This is a genomic window from Streptomyces sp. NPDC001027 (assembly GCF_040299045.1).
In the GTDB taxonomy this organism is placed as follows: Bacteria; Actinomycetota; Actinomycetes; order Streptomycetales; family Streptomycetaceae; genus Streptomyces.
The window spans coordinates 1-18,396 of the sequence record NZ_JBEPBI010000157.1 but is presented as its reverse complement, the minus strand read 5'-3'; the positions used below and the strand labels follow the sequence as shown (position 1 = coordinate 18,396).

16 protein-coding genes are annotated in these 18,396 nt (G+C 69.9%); 12 read left to right on the top strand and 4 right to left on the bottom strand.

Annotated elements, in window-relative coordinates:
- Nucleotides 1-99: 99 nt before the first annotated feature.
- Entirely contained in the window at nucleotides 100-405 is a 306-nt protein-coding gene (locus ABT300_RS30605; RefSeq protein WP_351682411.1) for a small hydrophobic protein, read from the top strand.
- A gap of 87 nt (nucleotides 406-492) precedes the next feature.
- Here the strand turns inward: ABT300_RS30605 and ABT300_RS30600 are convergent, their stop codons facing one another.
- Nucleotides 493-1,278, bottom strand: a complete 786-nt coding sequence (locus tag ABT300_RS30600; RefSeq protein ID WP_351682408.1) for a potassium channel family protein — start codon at nucleotides 1,276-1,278, stop codon at nucleotides 493-495.
- A 96-nt stretch (nucleotides 1,279-1,374) separates the two neighbouring features.
- Complete coding sequence (gene aceE / locus ABT300_RS30595) at nucleotides 1,375-4,122, bottom strand: pyruvate dehydrogenase (acetyl-transferring), homodimeric type (RefSeq protein WP_351682406.1); 2,748 nt, start codon at nucleotides 4,120-4,122, stop codon at nucleotides 1,375-1,377.
- Nucleotides 4,123-4,579: 457 nt separating this feature from the next.
- Here aceE and ABT300_RS30590 point away from each other — a divergent pair, with 457 nt between their 5' ends.
- The 6 genes from ABT300_RS30590 (at nucleotide 4,580) to ABT300_RS30565 (ending at nucleotide 9,143) form a co-directional block, all read left to right on the top strand.
- Entirely contained in the window at nucleotides 4,580-5,017 is a 438-nt protein-coding gene (locus ABT300_RS30590) for a DUF3052 domain-containing protein (RefSeq protein WP_057583034.1), read from the top strand.
- A 113-nt stretch (nucleotides 5,018-5,130) separates the two neighbouring features.
- The gene (locus ABT300_RS30585) at nucleotides 5,131-5,589 is read left to right on the top strand and encodes a peroxiredoxin (protein WP_351682403.1); all 459 of its coding nucleotides are present in this window, start codon (nucleotides 5,131-5,133) and stop codon (nucleotides 5,587-5,589) included.
- A 113-nt stretch (nucleotides 5,590-5,702) separates the two neighbouring features.
- On the top strand, nucleotides 5,703-6,278 hold the full coding sequence (locus ABT300_RS30580; protein ID WP_319279100.1) for a calcium homeostasis/redox stress adaptation protein: 576 nt from the start codon (nucleotides 5,703-5,705) through the stop codon (nucleotides 6,276-6,278).
- Between the two features lie 118 nt (nucleotides 6,279-6,396).
- Complete coding sequence (locus tag ABT300_RS30575; protein ID WP_351682399.1) at nucleotides 6,397-6,972, top strand: TerD family protein; 576 nt, start codon at nucleotides 6,397-6,399, stop codon at nucleotides 6,970-6,972.
- A 182-nt stretch (nucleotides 6,973-7,154) separates the two neighbouring features.
- Nucleotides 7,155-8,303 carry a DUF475 domain-containing protein gene (locus tag ABT300_RS30570; RefSeq protein ID WP_319279096.1) on the top strand — a complete coding sequence of 383 codons (1,149 nt, stop codon included), beginning with the start codon at nucleotides 7,155-7,157 and terminating at the stop codon, nucleotides 8,301-8,303.
- Between the two features lie 102 nt (nucleotides 8,304-8,405).
- Nucleotides 8,406-9,143, top strand: coding sequence for a TerD family protein (locus tag ABT300_RS30565; RefSeq protein WP_351682396.1), 738 nt, complete (start codon nucleotides 8,406-8,408; stop codon nucleotides 9,141-9,143).
- A 76-nt stretch (nucleotides 9,144-9,219) separates the two neighbouring features.
- Here ABT300_RS30565 and ABT300_RS30560 read toward each other — a convergent pair whose 3' ends face one another.
- Nucleotides 9,220-9,966, bottom strand: coding sequence for a TerD family protein (locus ABT300_RS30560; RefSeq protein WP_351682393.1), 747 nt, complete (start codon nucleotides 9,964-9,966; stop codon nucleotides 9,220-9,222).
- 175 nt (nucleotides 9,967-10,141) lie between these two features.
- Between ABT300_RS30560 and ABT300_RS30555 the strand changes: the two genes are divergently transcribed.
- Genes ABT300_RS30555 through ABT300_RS30545 form a run of 3 tightly spaced genes read left to right on the top strand, consistent with a single transcriptional unit; the run spans nucleotide 10,142 to nucleotide 14,808 of the window.
- Nucleotides 10,142-11,308 (top strand): HpcH/HpaI aldolase/citrate lyase family protein, encoded by a 1,167-nt coding sequence (locus ABT300_RS30555; RefSeq protein ID WP_351682391.1) that lies wholly within the window; start codon nucleotides 10,142-10,144, stop codon nucleotides 11,306-11,308.
- Between the two features lie 24 nt (nucleotides 11,309-11,332).
- The gene (locus tag ABT300_RS30550) at nucleotides 11,333-13,999 is read left to right on the top strand and encodes a phosphoribosyltransferase (RefSeq protein ID WP_351682388.1); all 2,667 of its coding nucleotides are present in this window, start codon (nucleotides 11,333-11,335) and stop codon (nucleotides 13,997-13,999) included.
- The gene (locus ABT300_RS30545; protein ID WP_351682386.1) at nucleotides 13,999-14,808 is read left to right on the top strand and encodes an HAD family hydrolase; all 810 of its coding nucleotides are present in this window, start codon (nucleotides 13,999-14,001) and stop codon (nucleotides 14,806-14,808) included. The genes ABT300_RS30550 and ABT300_RS30545 overlap by 1 nt, the downstream gene beginning before the upstream one ends.
- A gap of 31 nt (nucleotides 14,809-14,839) precedes the next feature.
- Here the strand turns inward: ABT300_RS30545 and ABT300_RS30540 are convergent, their stop codons facing one another.
- The gene (locus ABT300_RS30540; RefSeq protein WP_351682383.1) at nucleotides 14,840-15,058 is read right to left on the bottom strand and encodes an FmdB family zinc ribbon protein; all 219 of its coding nucleotides are present in this window, start codon (nucleotides 15,056-15,058) and stop codon (nucleotides 14,840-14,842) included.
- Nucleotides 15,059-15,295: 237 nt separating this feature from the next.
- Between ABT300_RS30540 and ABT300_RS30535 the strand changes: the two genes are divergently transcribed.
- Together ABT300_RS30535 and ABT300_RS30530 are read left to right on the top strand one after the other, a co-directional pair.
- Complete coding sequence (locus tag ABT300_RS30535; RefSeq protein WP_502978028.1) at nucleotides 15,296-17,521, top strand: transglycosylase domain-containing protein; 2,226 nt, start codon at nucleotides 15,296-15,298, stop codon at nucleotides 17,519-17,521.
- A 48-nt stretch (nucleotides 17,522-17,569) separates the two neighbouring features.
- On the top strand, nucleotides 17,570-18,396 hold an 827-nt coding region (locus ABT300_RS30530), incomplete at its 3' end, for a polysaccharide deacetylase family protein (protein ID WP_502978027.1).

Genomic DNA, 18,396 nt, shown 5'->3' with positions numbered 1-18,396 from the left:
GGGGACAGCGCGCCGACCGCCCGGCGACGGCCGGGCATGGACCGCGTGCCGCGGGTTACCCGTTCATCGAAACATCCCCGCCAGTCCAGGGAGTTGACGATGGCCGGATTCGGAAACGGCGCCCGCAGGTACCCCCGCTCGCCTGGCCGCACCAGGTCAGGGACCGGGCCGGACAGCGCGACGCTCGGCATCATCGGCCTCGTCTGCGCGGTCGCCGGATTCTTCGCGCTGGGGATCGTCCTCGGCCCCGCGGCGATCGTCTGCGGCTGGCTGGCCATGGGCCGCAGCTGGGCGGGTCCCCGCCCGGTACCGGCCCTGGTCGCGGTCGTCCTCGGCGCGATCGACACCCTGCTGGCCGTGGTCTGGCTGGCGGGAGCGGCGGGCCCGGGCAACGGGCTCCTCTGACCCCCGCCCGCCGGGCGACTGCCGGGCCGAAGCCAGCTGCTGTCGGCCGACGGGAGCGGCCGCCGGGGCGTCGAGGGCGGCCGTCGGCTAACCCGGCGGGTGACCGGCGGTCAGGGACGGGGTCTTACGGGCGTCCTCCCGCAACTCCGCGACCTCGCGCCGCAGCGCCCTCACCTCCTCGGTCAGGGCCAGGATCGCCGCCGTCTGCGCGCGCTCCTCGACGTCGTCCTTCTCGAACCGCTCGATGAACCACGCCGCGATGTTCGCGGTCACCACACCCAGCAGAGCGATCCCGGAGAGCATCAGTCCGACGGCGATGATCCGCCCGAGGCCGGTGGTCGGCGAGTGGTCGCCGTACCCCACGGTCGTCATCGTGGTGAACGACCACCACAGCGCGTCACCCAGTGTCCGGATGTTCCCGCCCGGCGACTCCCGCTCGACCGACAGCACGGCGAGCGAGCCGAACATCAGCAGTCCGACGACCGCGCCCACGACATAGGTCGTCATCCGGATCTGCGAGGCCATCCGCGCCCGCCGGCCCACCAGCAGCAGCGTCGAGACCAGCCGCAGCAGCCGCAACGGCTGCAGCAGCGGCAGCACCACCGCGCACAGGTCCAGCCAGTGCGTACGGACGAACCGCCGCCGCCCGGAGGTCAGCGCCAGCCGGATCAGGTAGTCCGCGGCGAACGCCCCCCACACCGTCCACTCGACCGCGGCGCACACCACCGTCGTCGGACGGCCGGCCGAGGTGTCCACGATCGGCACCGCGTAGGCGACGGCGTACATCACGGCGAGGGCCAGCAACGGCCGCTGGGTCCGCTGTTCCCACCGGTCCTGCCGGTCCCACCGGGGCTTCGCCGTTCCTTCGTGCATGCTCGCATCGTAAAGAACGGGTAAGCGCAGTGGAGCCCGAAGGGCGGTGGAGCCCGAAGACTCCACCGCCCTTCGTCCGCTCACGTCGCGCGGAGGTTACGCGTCGCCCCCGGCGGCCCCCGGGTCCGCCGCCGAGACGTCCAGCAGCTGGTACCGGTCGACCGCCTGCTTCAGCAGCGACCGGTCGACCTTGCCCTCGCGCGCCAGCTCGGTCAGCACCGCCACGACCACCGACTCGGCGTCGATGTGGAAGAAGCGGCGCGCCGCCCCGCGGGTGTCGGCGAAGCCGAAGCCGTCCGCGCCCAGCGACTGGTAGGCGCCCGGCACCCAGCGGGCGATCTGGTCCGGCACCGACCGCATCCAGTCCGAGACGGCCACGAACGGCCCCTCGGCCCCGGAGAGCTTGCGCGTCACGTACGGCACCTGCTGCTCCTCCTCCGGGTGCAGCAGGTTGTGCCGCTCGACCTCCACGGCTTCGCGCCGCAGCTCGTTCCATGAGGTCGCGGACCAGACGTCGGCCTTGACGTCCCAGTCCTCGGCGAGGATCTTCTGCGCCTGGACCGCCCACGGGACGGCCACGCCGGACGCGATGATCTGCGCCGGGATCGACCCCGCGACGCCCTCGCTGAAGCGGTGGATGCCCTTGAGGATGCCCTCGGCGTCCACGTTCTCCGGCTCGGCGGGGTGCTGGATGGGCTCGTTGTAGACGGTCAGGTAGTAGAAGACGTCCTCGCCGTGCGGGTGCTCGGCGGAGCTGCCGTACATCCTGCGGAGTCCGTCCTGCACGATGTGCGCGATCTCGAAGCCGAAGGCCGGGTCGTAGGCGACGCACCCCGGGTTGGTCGAGGCCAGCAGCTGGGAGTGGCCGTCCGCGTGCTGGAGTCCCTCACCGGTCAGGGTCGTACGCCCGGCGGTCGCTCCCAGGACGAAACCGCGCGCCAGCTGGTCCGACATCTGCCAGAACTGGTCGCCGGTGCGCTGGAAACCGAACATCGAGTAGAAGACATAGACCGGGATCAAGGGCTCGCCGTGCGTGGCATAGGCGGATCCCGCCGCGATCAGGGAGGCCGTGCAGCCCGCCTCGGAGATGCCGTCGTGCAGCATCTGCCCGGTCGGCGACTCCTTGTAGGCGAGGAGCAGCTCCCGGTCGACGGACTCGTACTGCTGGCCGAGCGGGTTGTAGATCTTCGCACTCGGGAAGAAGGAGTCCATGCCGAAGGTGCGGTACTCGTCCGGCGCGATCAGCACGAACCGCTTGCCGAGCTCCTTGTCCCGCATGAGGTCCTTCAGGAGTCTCACAAAGGCCATGGTCGTTGCGATGGACTGCTGGCCGGAGCCCTTCTTCACGCTCGCGTACGTCTTGTCGTCCGGCAGCGCCAGCGGCTTGGAGCGCACCACACGGGTCGGGACATAGCCGCCGCAGCTCTTGCGGCGGTCGTGCATGTACTGGATCTCCTCCGAGTTCCGGCCGGGGTGGAAGTACGGCGGCAGGCCGCCCTCCAGCTCCTTGTCGGAGATCGGCAGGTGCAGCCGGTCGCGGAAGCCCTTCAGGTCGGCGACCGTCAGCTTCTTCATCTGGTGCGTGGCGTTGCGGCCCTCGAAGTTCGGGCCCAGCGTCCAGCCCTTGACCGTCTTGGCGAGGATGACCGTCGGCTGGCCGGTGTGCTCCACGGCCGCCTTGAACGCCGCGTAGATCTTCCGGTGGTCGTGACCGCCGCGGCCCAGGTGCAGGATCTGGTCGTCGGTCATGCCCTCGACCATCGCGCGCAGCCGGTGGTCGTCGCCGAAGAAGTGGTCCCGGATGTACGCGCCGGACTCGGTGGCGTACGTCTGGAACTGGCCGTCCGGCGTCGTGTTCATCCGGTTGACGAGGGTGCCGTCGCGGTCCTGGGCGAGCAGCGGGTCCCACGACCGGTCCCAGATCAGCTTGATCACGTTCCAGCCGGCGCCCCGGAAGACCGACTCCAGCTCCTGGATGACCTTGCCGTTGCCGCGCACCGGCCCGTCGAGCCGCTGGAGGTTGCAGTTGACCACGAAGGTCAGGTTGTCCAGGCCCTCACGGGCTGCGATGGTCAGCTGGCCTAGCGACTCCGGCTCGTCCATCTCGCCGTCCCCGAGGAACGCCCACACGCGCGACTTCGACGTGTCGGCGATCCCGCGCGCGTGCATGTAGCGGTTCATCCGAGCCTGGTAGATCGCGCCGATCGGGCCGAGGCCCATCGACACCGTCGGGAACTCCCAGAAGTCCGGCATCAGACGCGGGTGCGGATAGGAGGACAGCCCGTGCGGCGCCTTCGACTTCTCCTGGCGGAACGCGTCGAGGTTGTCCTCGCTGAGCCGGTCGAGCAGGAACGCGCGCGCGTAGATGCCCGGCGAGGCGTGGCCCTGGAAGAAGACCTGGTCGCCGCCGTCGCCCTCGTCCTTGCCGCGGAAGAAGTGGTTGAAGCCGACGTCGTACAGGGACGCCGAGGAGGCGAAGGTGGCGATGTGGCCGCCCACGCCGATGCCCGGCCGCTGGGCCCTGGACACCATCACGGCCGCGTTCCAGCGCGTCGCGTTCAGGATCTTGCGCTCGATCTCCTCGTTGCCCGGGAAGAACGGCTCGGCCCTGGTGGGGATGGTGTTGACGTAGTCCGTGCTGCGCATCTCGGGCACGGCCACGCGCTTCTCGCGGGCCCGCTCGATCAGGCGCAGCATGAGATAGCGGGCCCGATCCCGGCCACGCTCGTCGATCGCGGCGTCGAGGGAGTCGAGCCACTCCTGGGTTTCCTCGGGATCGAAGTCAGGAACCTGACTCGGAAGGCCGCCAATGATGATCGGGTTGCGATCGGATCCGGAAGCCACGCTGTTCCTTACCTGTCAGAGGGGCTGTGAGGGGCTGGGTGGAGCTGGTGGAGCTATGGGTCTCGCTCGGTGTCTCGCGGGCGTCACTCGGACGGCTCCGCCTGTCGCTCGGGCGCCTGCACCGCCCCATCGTGTACCTAGGGGCCGCAAACGTCATCTCTACCCCTAGGTAACAGCAGCCCGTTCGGATCTCGTACCCTTGGGTGGTTCTCAAATGCGCAAACAGGGCAGATAGGTGTGGTGTACGTCACCATTCGTCCGCACCGTGTGCCTGGAGTTGCGTCGAGACGGCCAGGATCGTCACCGTTTCGGCGGTCCGAACCGCCGGGTACTTGCGCGATCCGTCCCGTCCGTGTGGACTACGGCCAATGCCTCGCGCACGCGCGTGGCTGAGTTTCCCCCCAGCCCTGGACGGGCCCGGGGGAACCCCATCCGAATCAAGATCAGGAGGCAACCCGTGAGCGCGACCGCGGACCACGCGGAGGAGCGGACCAGCCCTGCCGTCAGGCTGGGTTTCCAGCCCGAGCAGGTGGTCCAGGAGATCGGCTACGACGACGACGTCGACCAGGAGCTCCGCGAGTCCATCGAGGAAGTCATCGGCAGCGATCTGGTGGACGAGGACTACGACGACGTCGCCGACGCCGTGGTGCTCTGGTTCCGCGACGATGACGGAGACCTGACGGATGCGCTGGTGGACGCCACCACGTACATCGAGGAAGGCGGGTCGATCCTCCTCCTGACGCCGAAGACCGGCCGTACGGGATACGTGGAGCCGAGCGACATCTCCGAAGCCGCGACGACTGCGGGTCTGTCGGCCAGCAAGAGCGTCAGTGTCGGCAAGGACTGGAGCGGCAGCCGGCTGGTGACGCCCAAGGCGGCCAAGTCCAAGAAGTGATGTGACGTGCGGACGGGCCGGGCCTTCGCCTTCGGCCCGTCCGCCGGCCTTCGGCGGCCGCTGCGTAGGGTGGTGTTCACCCAGACAGCCCCACCCGAAGGGACATCCAGGCGATGGCGATCCAGGTCGGCGACAAGGCCCCCGACTTCGAGCTCAAGGACAACCACGGCCGGGCCGTGCGGCTCTCCGACTTCCGGGGCGACAAGAACGTCGTCCTGCTCTTCTACCCGTTCGCCTTCACCGGCGTGTGCACCGGGGAGCTGTGCGAGGTGCGCGACCACCTGCCGCAGTTCGCCGACCGCGACACCCAGGTGCTCGCCGTGTCCAACGACTCCATCCACACCCTGCGCGTCTTCGCCGAGCAGGAGGGCCTGGAGTACCCGCTGCTGAGCGACTTCTGGCCGCACGGCGAGGTGTCCCGCGCCTACGGCGTCTTCGCCGAGGACAAGGGCTGCGCGGTGCGCGGCACCTTCGTCATCGACAAGGAGGGCGTGGTGCGCTGGACGGTCGTCAACGCGCTGCCGGACGCGCGTGACCTCGCCGAGTACGTCAAGGCGCTCGACACCCTGTGATTGTTCGGCCCCACGGCCTGCGTGCTGCGGGAACCCGTCACTAGGATCGACACGTTGATCCGATATCCGACGCATCACGGGGCTCCCCGCCCCGAAAACCAATGGAGGAGCTCGTGGGAGTCAGCCTCAGCAAGGGCGGCAACGTATCGCTGACCAAGGAGGCCCCGGGCCTGACCGCGGTCATCGTCGGTCTGGGGTGGGACGTCCGCACCACGACCGGCACCGACTTCGACCTGGACGCCAGCGCGCTGCTGGTGAACAGCGCCGGCAAGGTCGCCAGTGACGCCAACTTCGTCTTCTTCAACAACCTGAAGAGCCCCGACGGCTCGGTCGAGCACACCGGTGACAACACCACCGGTGAGGGCGAGGGCGACGACGAGGCGATCAAGGTCAACCTCGCCACGGTCCCGGCCGACGTCGACAAGATCGTCTTCCCGGTGTCGATCTACGACGCGGAGAACCGCCAGCAGTCCTTCGGGCAGGTCCGCAACGCGTTCATCCGCGTGGTGAACCAGGCCGGCGGCGCCGAGATCGCCCGCTACGACCTCAGCGAGGACGCGAGCACGGAGACCGCGATGGTCTTCGGCGAGCTGTACCGGCACGGCGCCGAGTGGAAGTTCCGTGCCATCGGCCAGGGCTACGCCTCGGGTCTGCGCGGCATCGCGCAGGACTTCGGCGTCAACGTCTGAGCCCACCGCACGACCCGAGTCACCTGGACGTCCGGCGCCGCACCGTTTACGGGCGGCGCCGGACGCGCAGGACAACCGAAGAGACTGCCTGAGCACGACCAAGGGGAGGACAAGCAATATGGGCGTCACGCTCGCCAAGGGGGGCAACGTCTCCCTGTCCAAGGCCGCGCCGAACCTCACTCAGGTGATGGTCGGACTCGGCTGGGACGCGCGCTCCACCACCGGGGCCGCCTTCGACCTGGACGCCAGCGCCCTGCTGTGCACCGGCGGGCGGGTCATGGGGGACGAGTGGTTCGTCTTCTACAACCAGCTCCAGAGCCCGGACGGCTCGGTGGAGCACACCGGCGACAACCTGACCGGCGAGGGCGAGGGCGACGACGAGTCGCTGATCGTCAATCTCCTCAAGGTGCCGCCGCACTGCGACAAGATCGTCTTTCCCGTCTCCATCCACATGGCCGACGAGCGGGGCCAGACCTTCGGTCAGGTCTCCAACGCGTTCATCCGCGTCGTCAACCAGGCCGACGGCCAGGAACTCGCCCGCTACGACCTGAGCGAGGACGCCGGCACGGAGACCGCGATGATCTTCGGCGAGCTGTACCGGTACCAGGGCGAGTGGAAGTTCAGGGCCGTGGGACAGGGGTATGCGTCGGGTCTGCGGGGCATCGCGCTCGACTTCGGGGTGAACGTCTCCTAGGAGTCCAGGATTCCGCACGGAGGCCGGCTACCGATCGGTACGGGCCCGCCCGCCCCCTACGGAGCAGTCCACCTTTAGACTTCGCAGCTGGAAGTCAACGTTTCGTAAAGCCGAGTACGGCGCGGGGGAGACCCGCTCTCAGATCCGTCTGGGGGGACCCCCGACACAGGATTGGGTAGCCAGTGCTTCTGAAAACATTCGGCTGGTCGTTCGCGATCACCGCGCTCGGCCTGGTCGCAGCGGCCTTCTACGGGGGGTGGGAGGCGCTCGGCATCGTGGCGATCCTCTGCATCCTGGAGATCTCGCTGTCGTTCGACAACGCGGTGGTCAACGCCGGAATCCTGAAGAAGATGAACGCCTTCTGGCAGAAGATCTTCCTCACGATCGGCGTGCTGATCGCGGTCTTCGGCATGCGGCTGGTCTTCCCCGTCGTCATCGTCGCCATCAGCGCCAAGATCGGTCCGATCGACGCGGTCGACCTCGCGCTGAACGACAAGGACAAGTACCAGCAGCTCGTCACCGACGCCCACCCGTCGATCGCCGCGTTCGGTGGCATGTTCCTGCTGATGATCTTCCTGGACTTCATCTTCGAGGACCGGGACATCCAGTGGCTGCGCTGGATCGAGCGCCCGCTCGCCAAGCTCGGCAAGGTCGACATGCTGTCGGTCTGCATCGCGCTGGTCGTCCTGCTGATCACCTCCTTCACCTTCGCCGCCCACGCCCACCAGCACGGCGGGGCGCACGTCGACAAGGCGGAGACGGTCCTGATCTCCGGCATCGCCGGCCTGATCACGTACATGGTGGTCGGCGGGCTCTCCGGCTACTTCGAGGACAAGCTCGAGGAAGAGGAGGAGCGCGAGCACGAGGAGGAGGAAGAGGCCGCGCGCACCGGCAAGCAGCGCCCGGCGATCGTCCTCGCCGGCCAGGCCGCGTTCTTCATGTTCCTGTACCTCGAGGTCCTGGACGCGTCCTTCTCCTTCGACGGAGTGATCGGCGCCTTCGCCATCACCAACGACATCGTCCTGATGGCCCTCGGCCTCGGCGTCGGCGCCATGTACGTCCGGTCCCTCACCGTGTACCTGGTCCGCCAGGGCACCCTCGACGACTACGTCTACCTGGAGCACGGCGCCCACTACGCGATCGGCGCCCTGGCCGTGCTCCTCATGGTCACCATCCAGTACCAGATCCACGAGGTCATCACCGGTCTGGTCGGCGTGCTCCTGATCGCCGGGTCCTTCTGGTCCTCCGTGCGCCGCAACAGGGCGCTGGCAGCGGCAGAGGGAAAAGCGACGGCCTCGGACGAGAAGACTGAGGTGTCGTCCGGGGTGTGATCACCTTCTGCGGGAGGAACGCTCTGAGCGGGGCGGCCGGTGAGGAAACTGTCCTCCACGGCCGCCCCGCCGGTTTTTCATCACTGGACGTGGGGGCGGGCAATGGGGATCTTCGACGGGCTCCTGGGCAGCCGCGCGACCGACTTCGACTCGGGCAACGCGGCCACGAACGCGATCGAGCTGACCAAACGGCACAGCCAGGTCTCCCTCACCAAACAGGGGGCCGCCACCGGCAACCTGCGCGTCAACCTGGCCTGGCGGATGCGGACGTCCGACATCGGCGGGCCGCAGCGGGAGAGCCTGCTGCGCCACCCCTTCAAGGCGCTGCGGCCGCCGGAGGTCGTCGGGCACAGCCAGAGCATGGTCAACGTCGACCTCGACCTCGGCTGCCTGTACGAGCTGGCCGACGGGACGAAGGGCGTCGTCCAGCCGCTCGGCGGACTGCTCGGGGACGTGAACGCGCCGCCGTACGTCAAGCTCAGCGGCGACGACCGGTTCGGGTCGGCGTCCGGCGAGACGATGTACGTCAACCTCGACCACCGCGACGAGATCAGACGACTGCTCGTCTTCGTGTACATCTACGACCAGACGCCGGCCTTCGACCGCACCCACGCGATCGTCACGCTGTACCCGAGCAACGGGCCGCGGATCGAGATCGGCCTCGACGAGCGGCACCCCCAGGCCCGCTCCTGCGCGGTCGTGATGATCGAGAACGTCAAGGGCGAGCTGATGGTGCGACGCGAGGTGCGGTTCGTCTACGGCTTCCAGGCGGAGCTGGACCGGCTGTACGGGTGGGGGCTGCAGTGGGGCCGTGGCTACAAGACCAAGGCCGAGCGGTAGGGACAGCCGCCCGGAGGCCTGCCCGGCGGCCCGCACAAAGGCCCGTCCGGCCGCCTGACCGGAGGTCTTCGGCCGCTCAGCGTCCGACGAACTGCGGTCCCTGCGGCGGCAGCCGGAACGAGCCGTCGGGGTAGCCGTAGCCGTAGGTCGGCAGGCTGGCCGGGTAGCCGTAGGCCGGCGGCTGCGGGGACGCGGCCGACGTGGGCCGCTCCGGCGGCAGCGGCTGCGACGCGCCGGGCGTCTGCGGAGCCGGCGCGGCGGCCTCGGGGACGCCGGCCTCCTCGGACTCGTCGACCGAGATGCCGAAGTCGGTGGCCAGCCCCTTGAGACCGTTGGAGTAGCCCTCGCCCAGCGCGCGGAACTTCCAGCCGTCGCCGCGCCGGTACAGCTCGCCGCAGATCAGGGCCGTCTCCTGGCCCGTCTCGGGGCGGATGTCGAAGGTGGCCAGCGGCTCGCCGTCGGTCGTCGCGTCGTACAGCGCGATGGTGAGGGAACGTACGCGGTCGAAGGTGACGCCGTCCGCCGAAGCGACCAGGAGAATACGGCCGACGCCGGACTCGACACCGGACAGATCGGTCTGGATCGTGTCGGTGAGGCCCTCGGCGACCCGCTTCTTGCCGAGCCGCCACACCTTCCCGGAGGGGTGCCGGGGCTGGTTGTAGAAGACGAAGTCCTCGTCGGAGCGCACGCGGCCGTCGAGACCGAGGAGCAGCGCGGAGGCATCGACGTCCGGGACCCCCTGCCCGGGGGTCCAGCGCAGCACGGCGCGCACCGTGGTGGCTTTCAGCGGGACGTTCGACCCCTTCAGCATCGCGTGCGTCATGCGGTCATCCTGCCTTCTCGGGCCTGCTCACGACAACGCGGGGTACTCGGCGAGCTACATGGGCGAGTTACCTGAAATTCATGCCCTGGGGGAACCTGGGACATGGATCCCTACGTACTATTACCGGCCACCTCTTGCCGAATCCATTCCATACCTTGTACCGCGGGGGAGATCTATGCGTCATTTCGGGCACCTCGCCCCTGAGGTGCGACAGCGCCTCTTCCACCGGGAGCCGTGCGTCTTCGACCCGGACTCGCCGGCCAGGCTGCTCTCCGCCGCCCTGGGCGCGACGCTCTACAGTCCGGCCACCCGGCCCCGGCTGGCGGACGACGTCGTCAAGCAGACCGGGCGCGGCGTGGTGTCGATGGTGCTGTGCCTGGAGGACTCCATCGGCGACGAGGACGTCGCGGCCGGCGAGGAGAACCTCGTCCGGCAGTTCGCCGACCTCGACGACCGGTCGGGCGGGGAGCTGCCCCTGCTCTTCATCCGGGTGCGCACGCCCGAGCAGATCCCCGATCTGGTGCGGCGTCTCGGCGGCACGGCGCGGCTGCTCAGCGGGTTCGTGTTCCCGAAGTTCACCGAGGAGCGGGGCATCCCGTTCCTGGAGGCGCTGGCCGGCGCGGAGGCGGCGAGCGGGCGACGCCTGTTCGGCATGCCCGTGCTGGAGACGCCCGAGCTCATGTACCGCGAGTCGCGGGTGGACGCGCTGGAGGGCATCGCCCGCGCCGTCGACAAGTACCGCAGCCGGGTCCTCGCGCTGCGCCTCGGCGTGACCGACTTCTGCTCCGCCTACGGACTGCGCAGGGCGCCCGACATGACCGCCTACGACGTCCAGATCGTCGCCTCGGTGATCGCCGACGTGGTGAACATGCTGGGACGGGCCGACGGCAGCGGGTTCACGGTGACCGGGCCGGTGTGGGAGTACTTCCGGGTCCCCGAGCGCATGTTCAAGCCGATGCTGCGGCACAGTCCCTTCCTGGAGGGGCAGGCCGTGGAGCTGCGCGAGAGACTGATCGAGCACGCGATGGACGGTCTGCTGCGCGAGATCTCCCTCGACCAGGCCAACGGCCTGCTCGGCAAGACCTGCATCCACCCCTCGCACGTGCCGGCCGTGCACGCACTGTCCGTGGTCAGCCACGAGGAGTACAGCGACGCGGCGGACATCCTGCGGCCGGAACGCGGCGGTGGGGGTGTACTGCGGTCGCAGTACACGAACAAGATGAACGAGGTGAAGCCGCACCGCGCCTGGGCCGAGCGCACCATGCTGCGCGCGGAGGTCTTCGGCGTCGCGCACGAGGACGTCAGCTTCGTCGACCTGCTCGCAGCCGGCATTCCCGGCTGAACACCTTTCACGATCTAGGGACGCATGAGAAACGCAGTGAACAACGGGGTCTGGTCCGGCGCCTGGGTCGCCGAGCGGCTCGGAGTGGAACTGGCGGGCGACGACGTGCTGCCCGAGATGCTGGGGCTGGCCCTGCGCCGCAACCCCAAGCGGGCGCATCTGCTGGTCTCGCACGTCCTGGGCAAGCACGTCCCGCAGTCCCCCGCGGTCGTCCACGGCCACGGCCTCGCCCTCGGCCGCCGGGTACGGGAGCTGCTCGGCCCCGAGGAGGCGGCGAGGGCGGTCGTCCTCGGCTACGCGGAGACGGCCACCGGCCTCGGCCACTGCGTCGCCGACGGCGTCGGCGACGCCCCGTACCTGCACTCCACCCGGCGTCCGGTGCCGGGCGTCGCGGCGGCGGGCGGCTTCGAGGAGTCCCACTCCCACGCCACCTCCCACCTGCTGCTGCCGGAGGACCCGACGCTGCTGGTGGGCGACGGGCCGCTGGTGCTGGTGGACGACGAGTTCTCCACCGGCAACACGGTGCTGAACACCATCCGGGATCTGCACGAGCGCTATCCGCGGGACCGGTACGTCGTCGTCGCGCTCGTCGACATGCGCTCGGCGGCCGACGCGGGTCGCCTCGACGACTTCGCCCGCGAGATCGGCGCCCGGGTCGACCTGGTCGCCACCGCCTCAGGCACGGTCCTCCTGCCGGAGGGGGTGCTGGAGAAGGGACAGGCCCTGGTCGCCCGGCACGAGGCCGAGGCCGCCGCGAACGGTGAGCGGTCGCCCGTGGGTCTGCGGGGGCCGGCCGCGCCGTTCCCCGAGCCCCTTCAGGGCGCCGCCCGCGTCACGTCCGAGGGGCCGGCGGCCGCTGCGCCGCAGAGCGCCGAGGCCGAGGGACGGGGTGACGTCCCAGGGGCGCGGGGAACTGCGCGACCGGCCCCGGACGGCCCACGCCCGGACGACGACCGCACCCGGCAGACGCCGCCCCCCGGCCGCCTCACCCGCGTGGACCTGCACTGGCCGCGCGGCCTCCCCGACGGCGGCCGGCACGGGTTCACCCCGGCCCACCGGGACCGGCTGGAGGCCGCCCTCCCCGCGATGACGGCCCGCCTGGCGGAGGCGATACCCGACGACGCCCGGAGCGTCCTCGTCCTCGGCTTCGAGGAGCTGATGTACACGCCGCTGCGGCTGGCGCGGGAGCTGGCGGAGGCGGTGCCCGCCGAGGTGCGCTACTCGACCACCACCCGCTCGCCGGTCCTCGCGGTCGACGACCCCGGCTACGCGATACGCAGCCGAATCGTTTTCCCCGCCCACGACGAGCCCGCCGACGGCCCCGGCGAGCGCTATGCCTATAACGTCGCAGGCGGCGGCTTCGACGCCGTCGTCGCCGTAGTGGACTCCGTGGCGGACACCCCGCCGCTGCACGCCCCCGACGGCCTTCTGTCCCGCCTCGCCGCGCACACCCCGCACGTCGTCCTCGCGGTCGTCCCCTCGTATGTGCCCGAGCCGCTGTACGCAGCCGCACTGCCCGAAAAGAGACCCTTGATGCTGCCCGAGCCCCTTCGCGGCCCCGCCTTCTCCTCGTACGCGCCCGAGGAGGTCGGCTGGCTGCTCCAGGACCTCTCGGACGTGACGCTGGAGGCGCCGACCGAGGAGCGGGAGGAGGCCATCCAGAGCGGCGGCGCGCACTACGCCGAGTCGCTGCCCGTCGAGTACCAGCCCAGCGAGCAGTACCAGGAGCTGTTCCACGCGGCGCTGGAGACCTCGGCGGCGCGGATCGCGCAGGCCGTGGGCGTCGTCACGGAGACCGTGATCGCCGAGCGGTCCCCACGGCCCGTCCTCGTCTCGCTCGCCCGCGCCGGCACCCCGGTCGGCGTGCTGATGCGCCGCTGGGCGCAGTTCCGGCACGGCCTCGACCTGCCGCACTACGCGGTGTCGATCGTGCGCGGCCGGGGCATCGACGCCAACGCGCTGCGCTGGCTCGCGGCCCATCACGACCCGCAGGACGTCGTGTTCGTCGACGGCTGGACCGGCAAGGGCGCGATCACCCGGGAACTGGCCGCGGCCGTCGAGGAGTTCGAGGAGGGCGGCGGCGCGCCCGGCTTCGCCCCGGAGATCGCCGTGCTGGCCGACCCCGGCTCCTGCGTGCGCACCTACGGCACCCGCGAGGACTTCCTCATCCCGTCCGCCTGCCTCAACTCGACCGTCTCCGGGCTGATCTCACGGACCGTCCTGCGCGCCGACCTGGTCGGGCCGGACGACTTCCACGGTGCGAAGTTCTACCGCGAACTGGCCGGCGTGGACGTCTCGGCGGACTTCCTGGACGCCGTGGCCGCCCGCTTCCCCGAGGTCGCGGAAGCCGTCGGCGGCGCGGTGAAGGAACTGCTCGCCGGTGACCGCACACCGACCTGGGAGGGCTGGGCGGCGGTCGAGCGGATCAGCGAGGAGTACGGCATCCACGACGTCAACCTGGTCAAGCCGGGCGTCGGCGAGACCACCCGGGTGCTGCTGCGCCGGGTCCCGTGGAAGATCCTCGCGCGGGCCGGGGCGGGCGCCGACCTCGACCACGTACGGCTGCTCGCAGGACAGCGAGGGGTGCCCGTCGAGGAGGTCGGCGACCTGCCGTACAGCTGCGTGGGGCTGATCCACCCGCAGTTCACCCGAGGCGCGACCGGCGCCGACGGCAAGGCGGTGACGGTCTGATGCCGGTTCTGGTGGCGAGCGACCTCGACCGTACGCTCATCTACTCGGCGGCGGCGCTGGCGCTGACCATGCCGGACCCCCGGGCGCCGCGGCTGCTGTGCGTGGAGGTGCACGAGGCGAGGCCGCTGTCGTTCATGACCGAGACGGCGGCGCAGCTGCTCACCGACCTCGGGGACGCGGCGGTGTTCATGCCGACGACCACCCGGACGCGCAAGCAGTACCAGCGCATCAACCTCCCCGGGCCGCCGCCGAAGTACGCGATCTGCGCCAACGGCGGCCATCTCCTCGTCGACGGGGCGACCGACCACGACTGGCACGCGCGCGTGCTCGCGCGGCTGGCCGACGAGTGCGCGCCGCTCGCGGAGGTGCAGGAGCACCTGGCGAAGACGGCGGACCCGCTGTGGCTGCGCAAGCAGCGGGTCGCCGAGGACCTGTTCGCCTACCTCGTCGTGGAGCGCGAGCTGCTGCCCGAGGAGTGGGTGAAGGAGCTGGCGGCCTGGGCGGAGAACCGCGGCTGGACCGTGTCGCTCCAGGGCCGCAAGGTCTACGCCGTCCCGAAGCCGCTCACCAAGAGCGCGGCCGTGCGGGAGGTGGCTCGCCGCACCGGCGCCGAGCTGACGCTGGCGGCGGGCGACTCGCTGCTCGACGCCGACCTGCTGCTGGCCGCGGACCGCGGCTGGCGTCCGGGCCACGGCGAGCTGGCCGACGCGGCCTGGGCGGCCCCGCAGATCACCGCGCTCCCGGAATGCGGCGTGCTGGCCGGGGAGCGCATTCTGCGGGAGTTTCTGAGGGTCTGCCGCGGAAAGTAGCCCGCGGAAAGGGTTTCCACGGGTAACAGCTTCAGGAGCAGCAGCCCCCGCCGCAGCAACCGCCTCCGCCCCCGCCGCCCGCTTGGGGCGCGGGGGCGGATTTCGTGCCGCCGACGGCCACCGCCGACAGGAGTTTGACCGTATCGTCGTGCCCGGCGGGGCAGGCCGCGGGGGCGGCGGACTGCGCCATCGGGCGGCTCATTTCGAAGGTGTCGCCGCAGGTCCGGCAGCGGTACTCGTAGCGAGGCATGCGGTCAGGGTAAGCCCCTATGCTCGGTTGCGGTGTCAGCAGTTCTCCCTCTGTTCGCTTCTGTCACTTTCTTATGTGGAGAACTTGCGAAGAGCGCTGGTAATTTGAGAGCGCCGCGCGGAACCCCGAGATCGGAGGGTTCACTGTTTGCGGCCGCGTCAACGGCAACCATGTCAGGCCCTCGGAAGTCTGTACGTCTGCCTGCGAGCAATACGGAGTGCGGGAGGGAGACGGGTCGTGACCCAGGCGGGGCAGGGGGAGGAGCCCCAGGAGCCGGACGCCACCATGCAGTTGAAGGTGCCGGCCGCTTTCCAGGCGGACGAGACCATGCAGTTGCGTGTGTCGGACATACCGGTCGGGCCGGACATACCCCAGGGGGGCGCCGACGGCGAAGCGCGTTCGTCGAAGAATCGGCGCAAAGCCCCCCGGCCTCCGGTGCATATCCGTATTTCTGCCGCTCTGGGGCCTCGACTCGCCCCGCTCCTCGCCGTGCTCGCGCCATATGTGTCGCGTGTCACTCCGTACGTCCGCAAACTGCGCCCGCAGTACCCGCGGCCCGGCCGTGACGACTGGCGGCGCTGGATACCCTCCTGGCGGCAGTGGCTCGGCGGGGTCCTCACCTCCATAGGCCTCAGCGGCATGTTCCTGGTCGTCGCCTACGCCGCCACCGACATCCCGGACAACCTCAACACGTATGCCACACAGCAGGACAACGTGTACTTCTGGGCCGACGGGACGCCGATGGCCCGCACTGGCTGGGTGCAGCGGCAGGCGATGCCGCTGAAGGACATTCCCGAGGACGTCCGCTGGGCCGTGCTCTCCGCGGAGAACGCGAGCTTCTACAGCGACCCCGGCATCTCCTTCAAGGGCATCAGCAGGGCCCTGTTCCGCACCATCGGCCAGGGCGACACCCAGGGCGGCTCCACGATCACCCAGCAGTACGTGAAGAACGTCTACCTGAACCAGAACCAGACGCTCAGCCGCAAGTTCACCGAGGCGATGATCTCCCTCAAGCTCGACGACCAGATGAGCAAGGACGACATCCTCGAGGGCTACCTCAACACCAGCTGGTTCGGCCGCGGCACCTACGGCATCCAGCGCGCCGCCCAGGCCTACTACGGCAAGGACGTCGGCGAGCTCAACGCCAGCGAGGGCGCGTTCCTCGCCTCGCTCCTCAGGGGCGCCGGCCTGTACGACCCGACCCTCAGCTCCGCCAACCGCGCCCGGGCCGTCGAGCGCTGGTCGTGGACCCTGGACCGGATGGTCGACAACGGCAAGCTGTCGAAGGCCGAGCGCGCCACCTACACGAAGTTCCCCGAGCCGCTCAAGGCCAACCCGCTCTACGACACCGGTGAGCAGAGCGACTACCTGGTGGAACTCGCCGCCCAGTACGCCAAGAAGGCCGGGAAGATCTCCGACAAGGACTTCGACCTCGGCGGCTACCAGATCTACACGACCTTCGACAAGAAGCGCGAGGCCCAGCTCACCGACGCCGTCGCCAAGGCCCGCGGCAAGGCCCTCAAGGACGATCCGAAGAACGCGAAGGCCGCCCACTACGGCGCCTCCTCGGTGGCCACGGACGGGCGGATCCTCGCCGTGTACGGCGGCCCCGACCACCGTACGCAGGGCTACAACGAGTCCAACGCCACCACCGTCCCGGCCGGCAGCGCCTTCATGCCGTTCGTCTACGCGGCCGGACTGGAGCACGGCGTCCACAAGACCCGCGAGGGGGGAACCACGCCCGTCACCGGGGAGTCGCTGTACGACGGCAACGACAAGGCGCTGGTGAAGACGCCTGAGGGCCCCTACTGGGACCGCAGCGGCAATCCGGTGGCCGCGAAGAACGACGGGGGCAGGTCCTACGGGCAGATCTCCCTGCGCCGGGCGCTGGAGCTGTCGGTGAACACGCCGTTCATGCAGCTCGGCATGGACACCGGCCTGGACCTGGTGCGGGCCACCGCCGAGAAGTCCGGGCTGCTGCCCTCCAGCTTCGGGGCGCAGGTGCCGGCCCTGAGCATGGGCAGCGCCACGCCCAGCGCGATCCGCATGGCCAGCGGCTACGCCACCTTCGCCGCGGACGGCAAGCACACCGAGCCGTACTCGGTGCGCCTGATCACCAAGAACGGCACCAAGGTCGTCCTGGAGACCCCGACCGCCGACCGCGCGATGAGCGCGCGCGTCGCCAGGGAGGTCAGCTCCGCGCTCGCCGACTCCTTCCGCACGGCCCACCCCGGCGACACGCCCGACACGCCCTCCCGGGTGGCCGGGAAGTCGGGCACCACCGAGGGCGACACGGCCGCCTGGTTCGTCGGCACGGCCAAGTCCGTGTCCACGGCGGTCGTCGTCTACCGCATCGACCTCACCAAGAGCCTCGAACCGCTTCCCCTGAAAGGCATCGCAGGCACGACCCAGAAGAGCGTCCCGTACGGCATCTGGTCAGGTGCCATGAGCCCGCTCGGCTGACCACCGCGCAGGAGCCCGCGTCCCCAGAATCCGGAGAATGAGCCGCACATGAAGTCACCGTCGGGCCGCCGCCGCAAGGCCCCGGCTACCACGCGCCGCCCCGCTGCCACGCACCCGGGGTTCCTGACGCTGGCGGCGCTGCTCGTCGTCGCGTCCCTGGTGGCCGGATATCTGGTGCTCAACCGCACAACGAACACCGAGCCGACCGCGTCGTCGGGGGACAGCAAGAAGGCGTCGGCGGGGGCGACCGAGGAGCCGGCGTGGGACGGCAAGACGCATGTGCTGGGGGACGGATCCACCTCGTACACCGGTCCGCAGAAGGGCGAGCTGAAGCCGGTCCCGCTCAAGCCGGGGGAGAAGCCGCCCCAGTTCGTGGTCTTCTCCTGGGACGGCGCGCTCATGGGCGACGACGGCCTCTTCGAGCACTACCGGAAGATGGCCGAGCAGTACAACGCGCACATGACCTTCTTCCTCACCGGCATCTACCTGCTGCCCAAGAGCAAGAAGGACCTGTACTCGCCGCCGCAGCACCCCAAGGGCTCCGCCGCGATCAGCTTCCCCACCGACGAGCACATCCGCACCACGCTGGAGCAGCTCGGCGAGGCGTGGAAGGAGGGGAACGAGATCGGCACCCACTTCAACGGCCACTTCTGCGGCGCCAAGGGCGGCAAGGACTGGAGCGTCGAGGAGTGGAAGAGCGAGATCGACCAGTTCTACAAGTTCGTGGAGAACTGGAAGACCAACACCGGCTACAAGGACCTCGCCCCGCTGCCCTTCGACTTCAAGAAGGCGGTCGTCGGCGGCCGGGCGCCCTGCCTCGAGGGCCAGGCGAACCTGCTGAAGGCCGCCAAGGGCTACGGCTGGCGCTACGACGC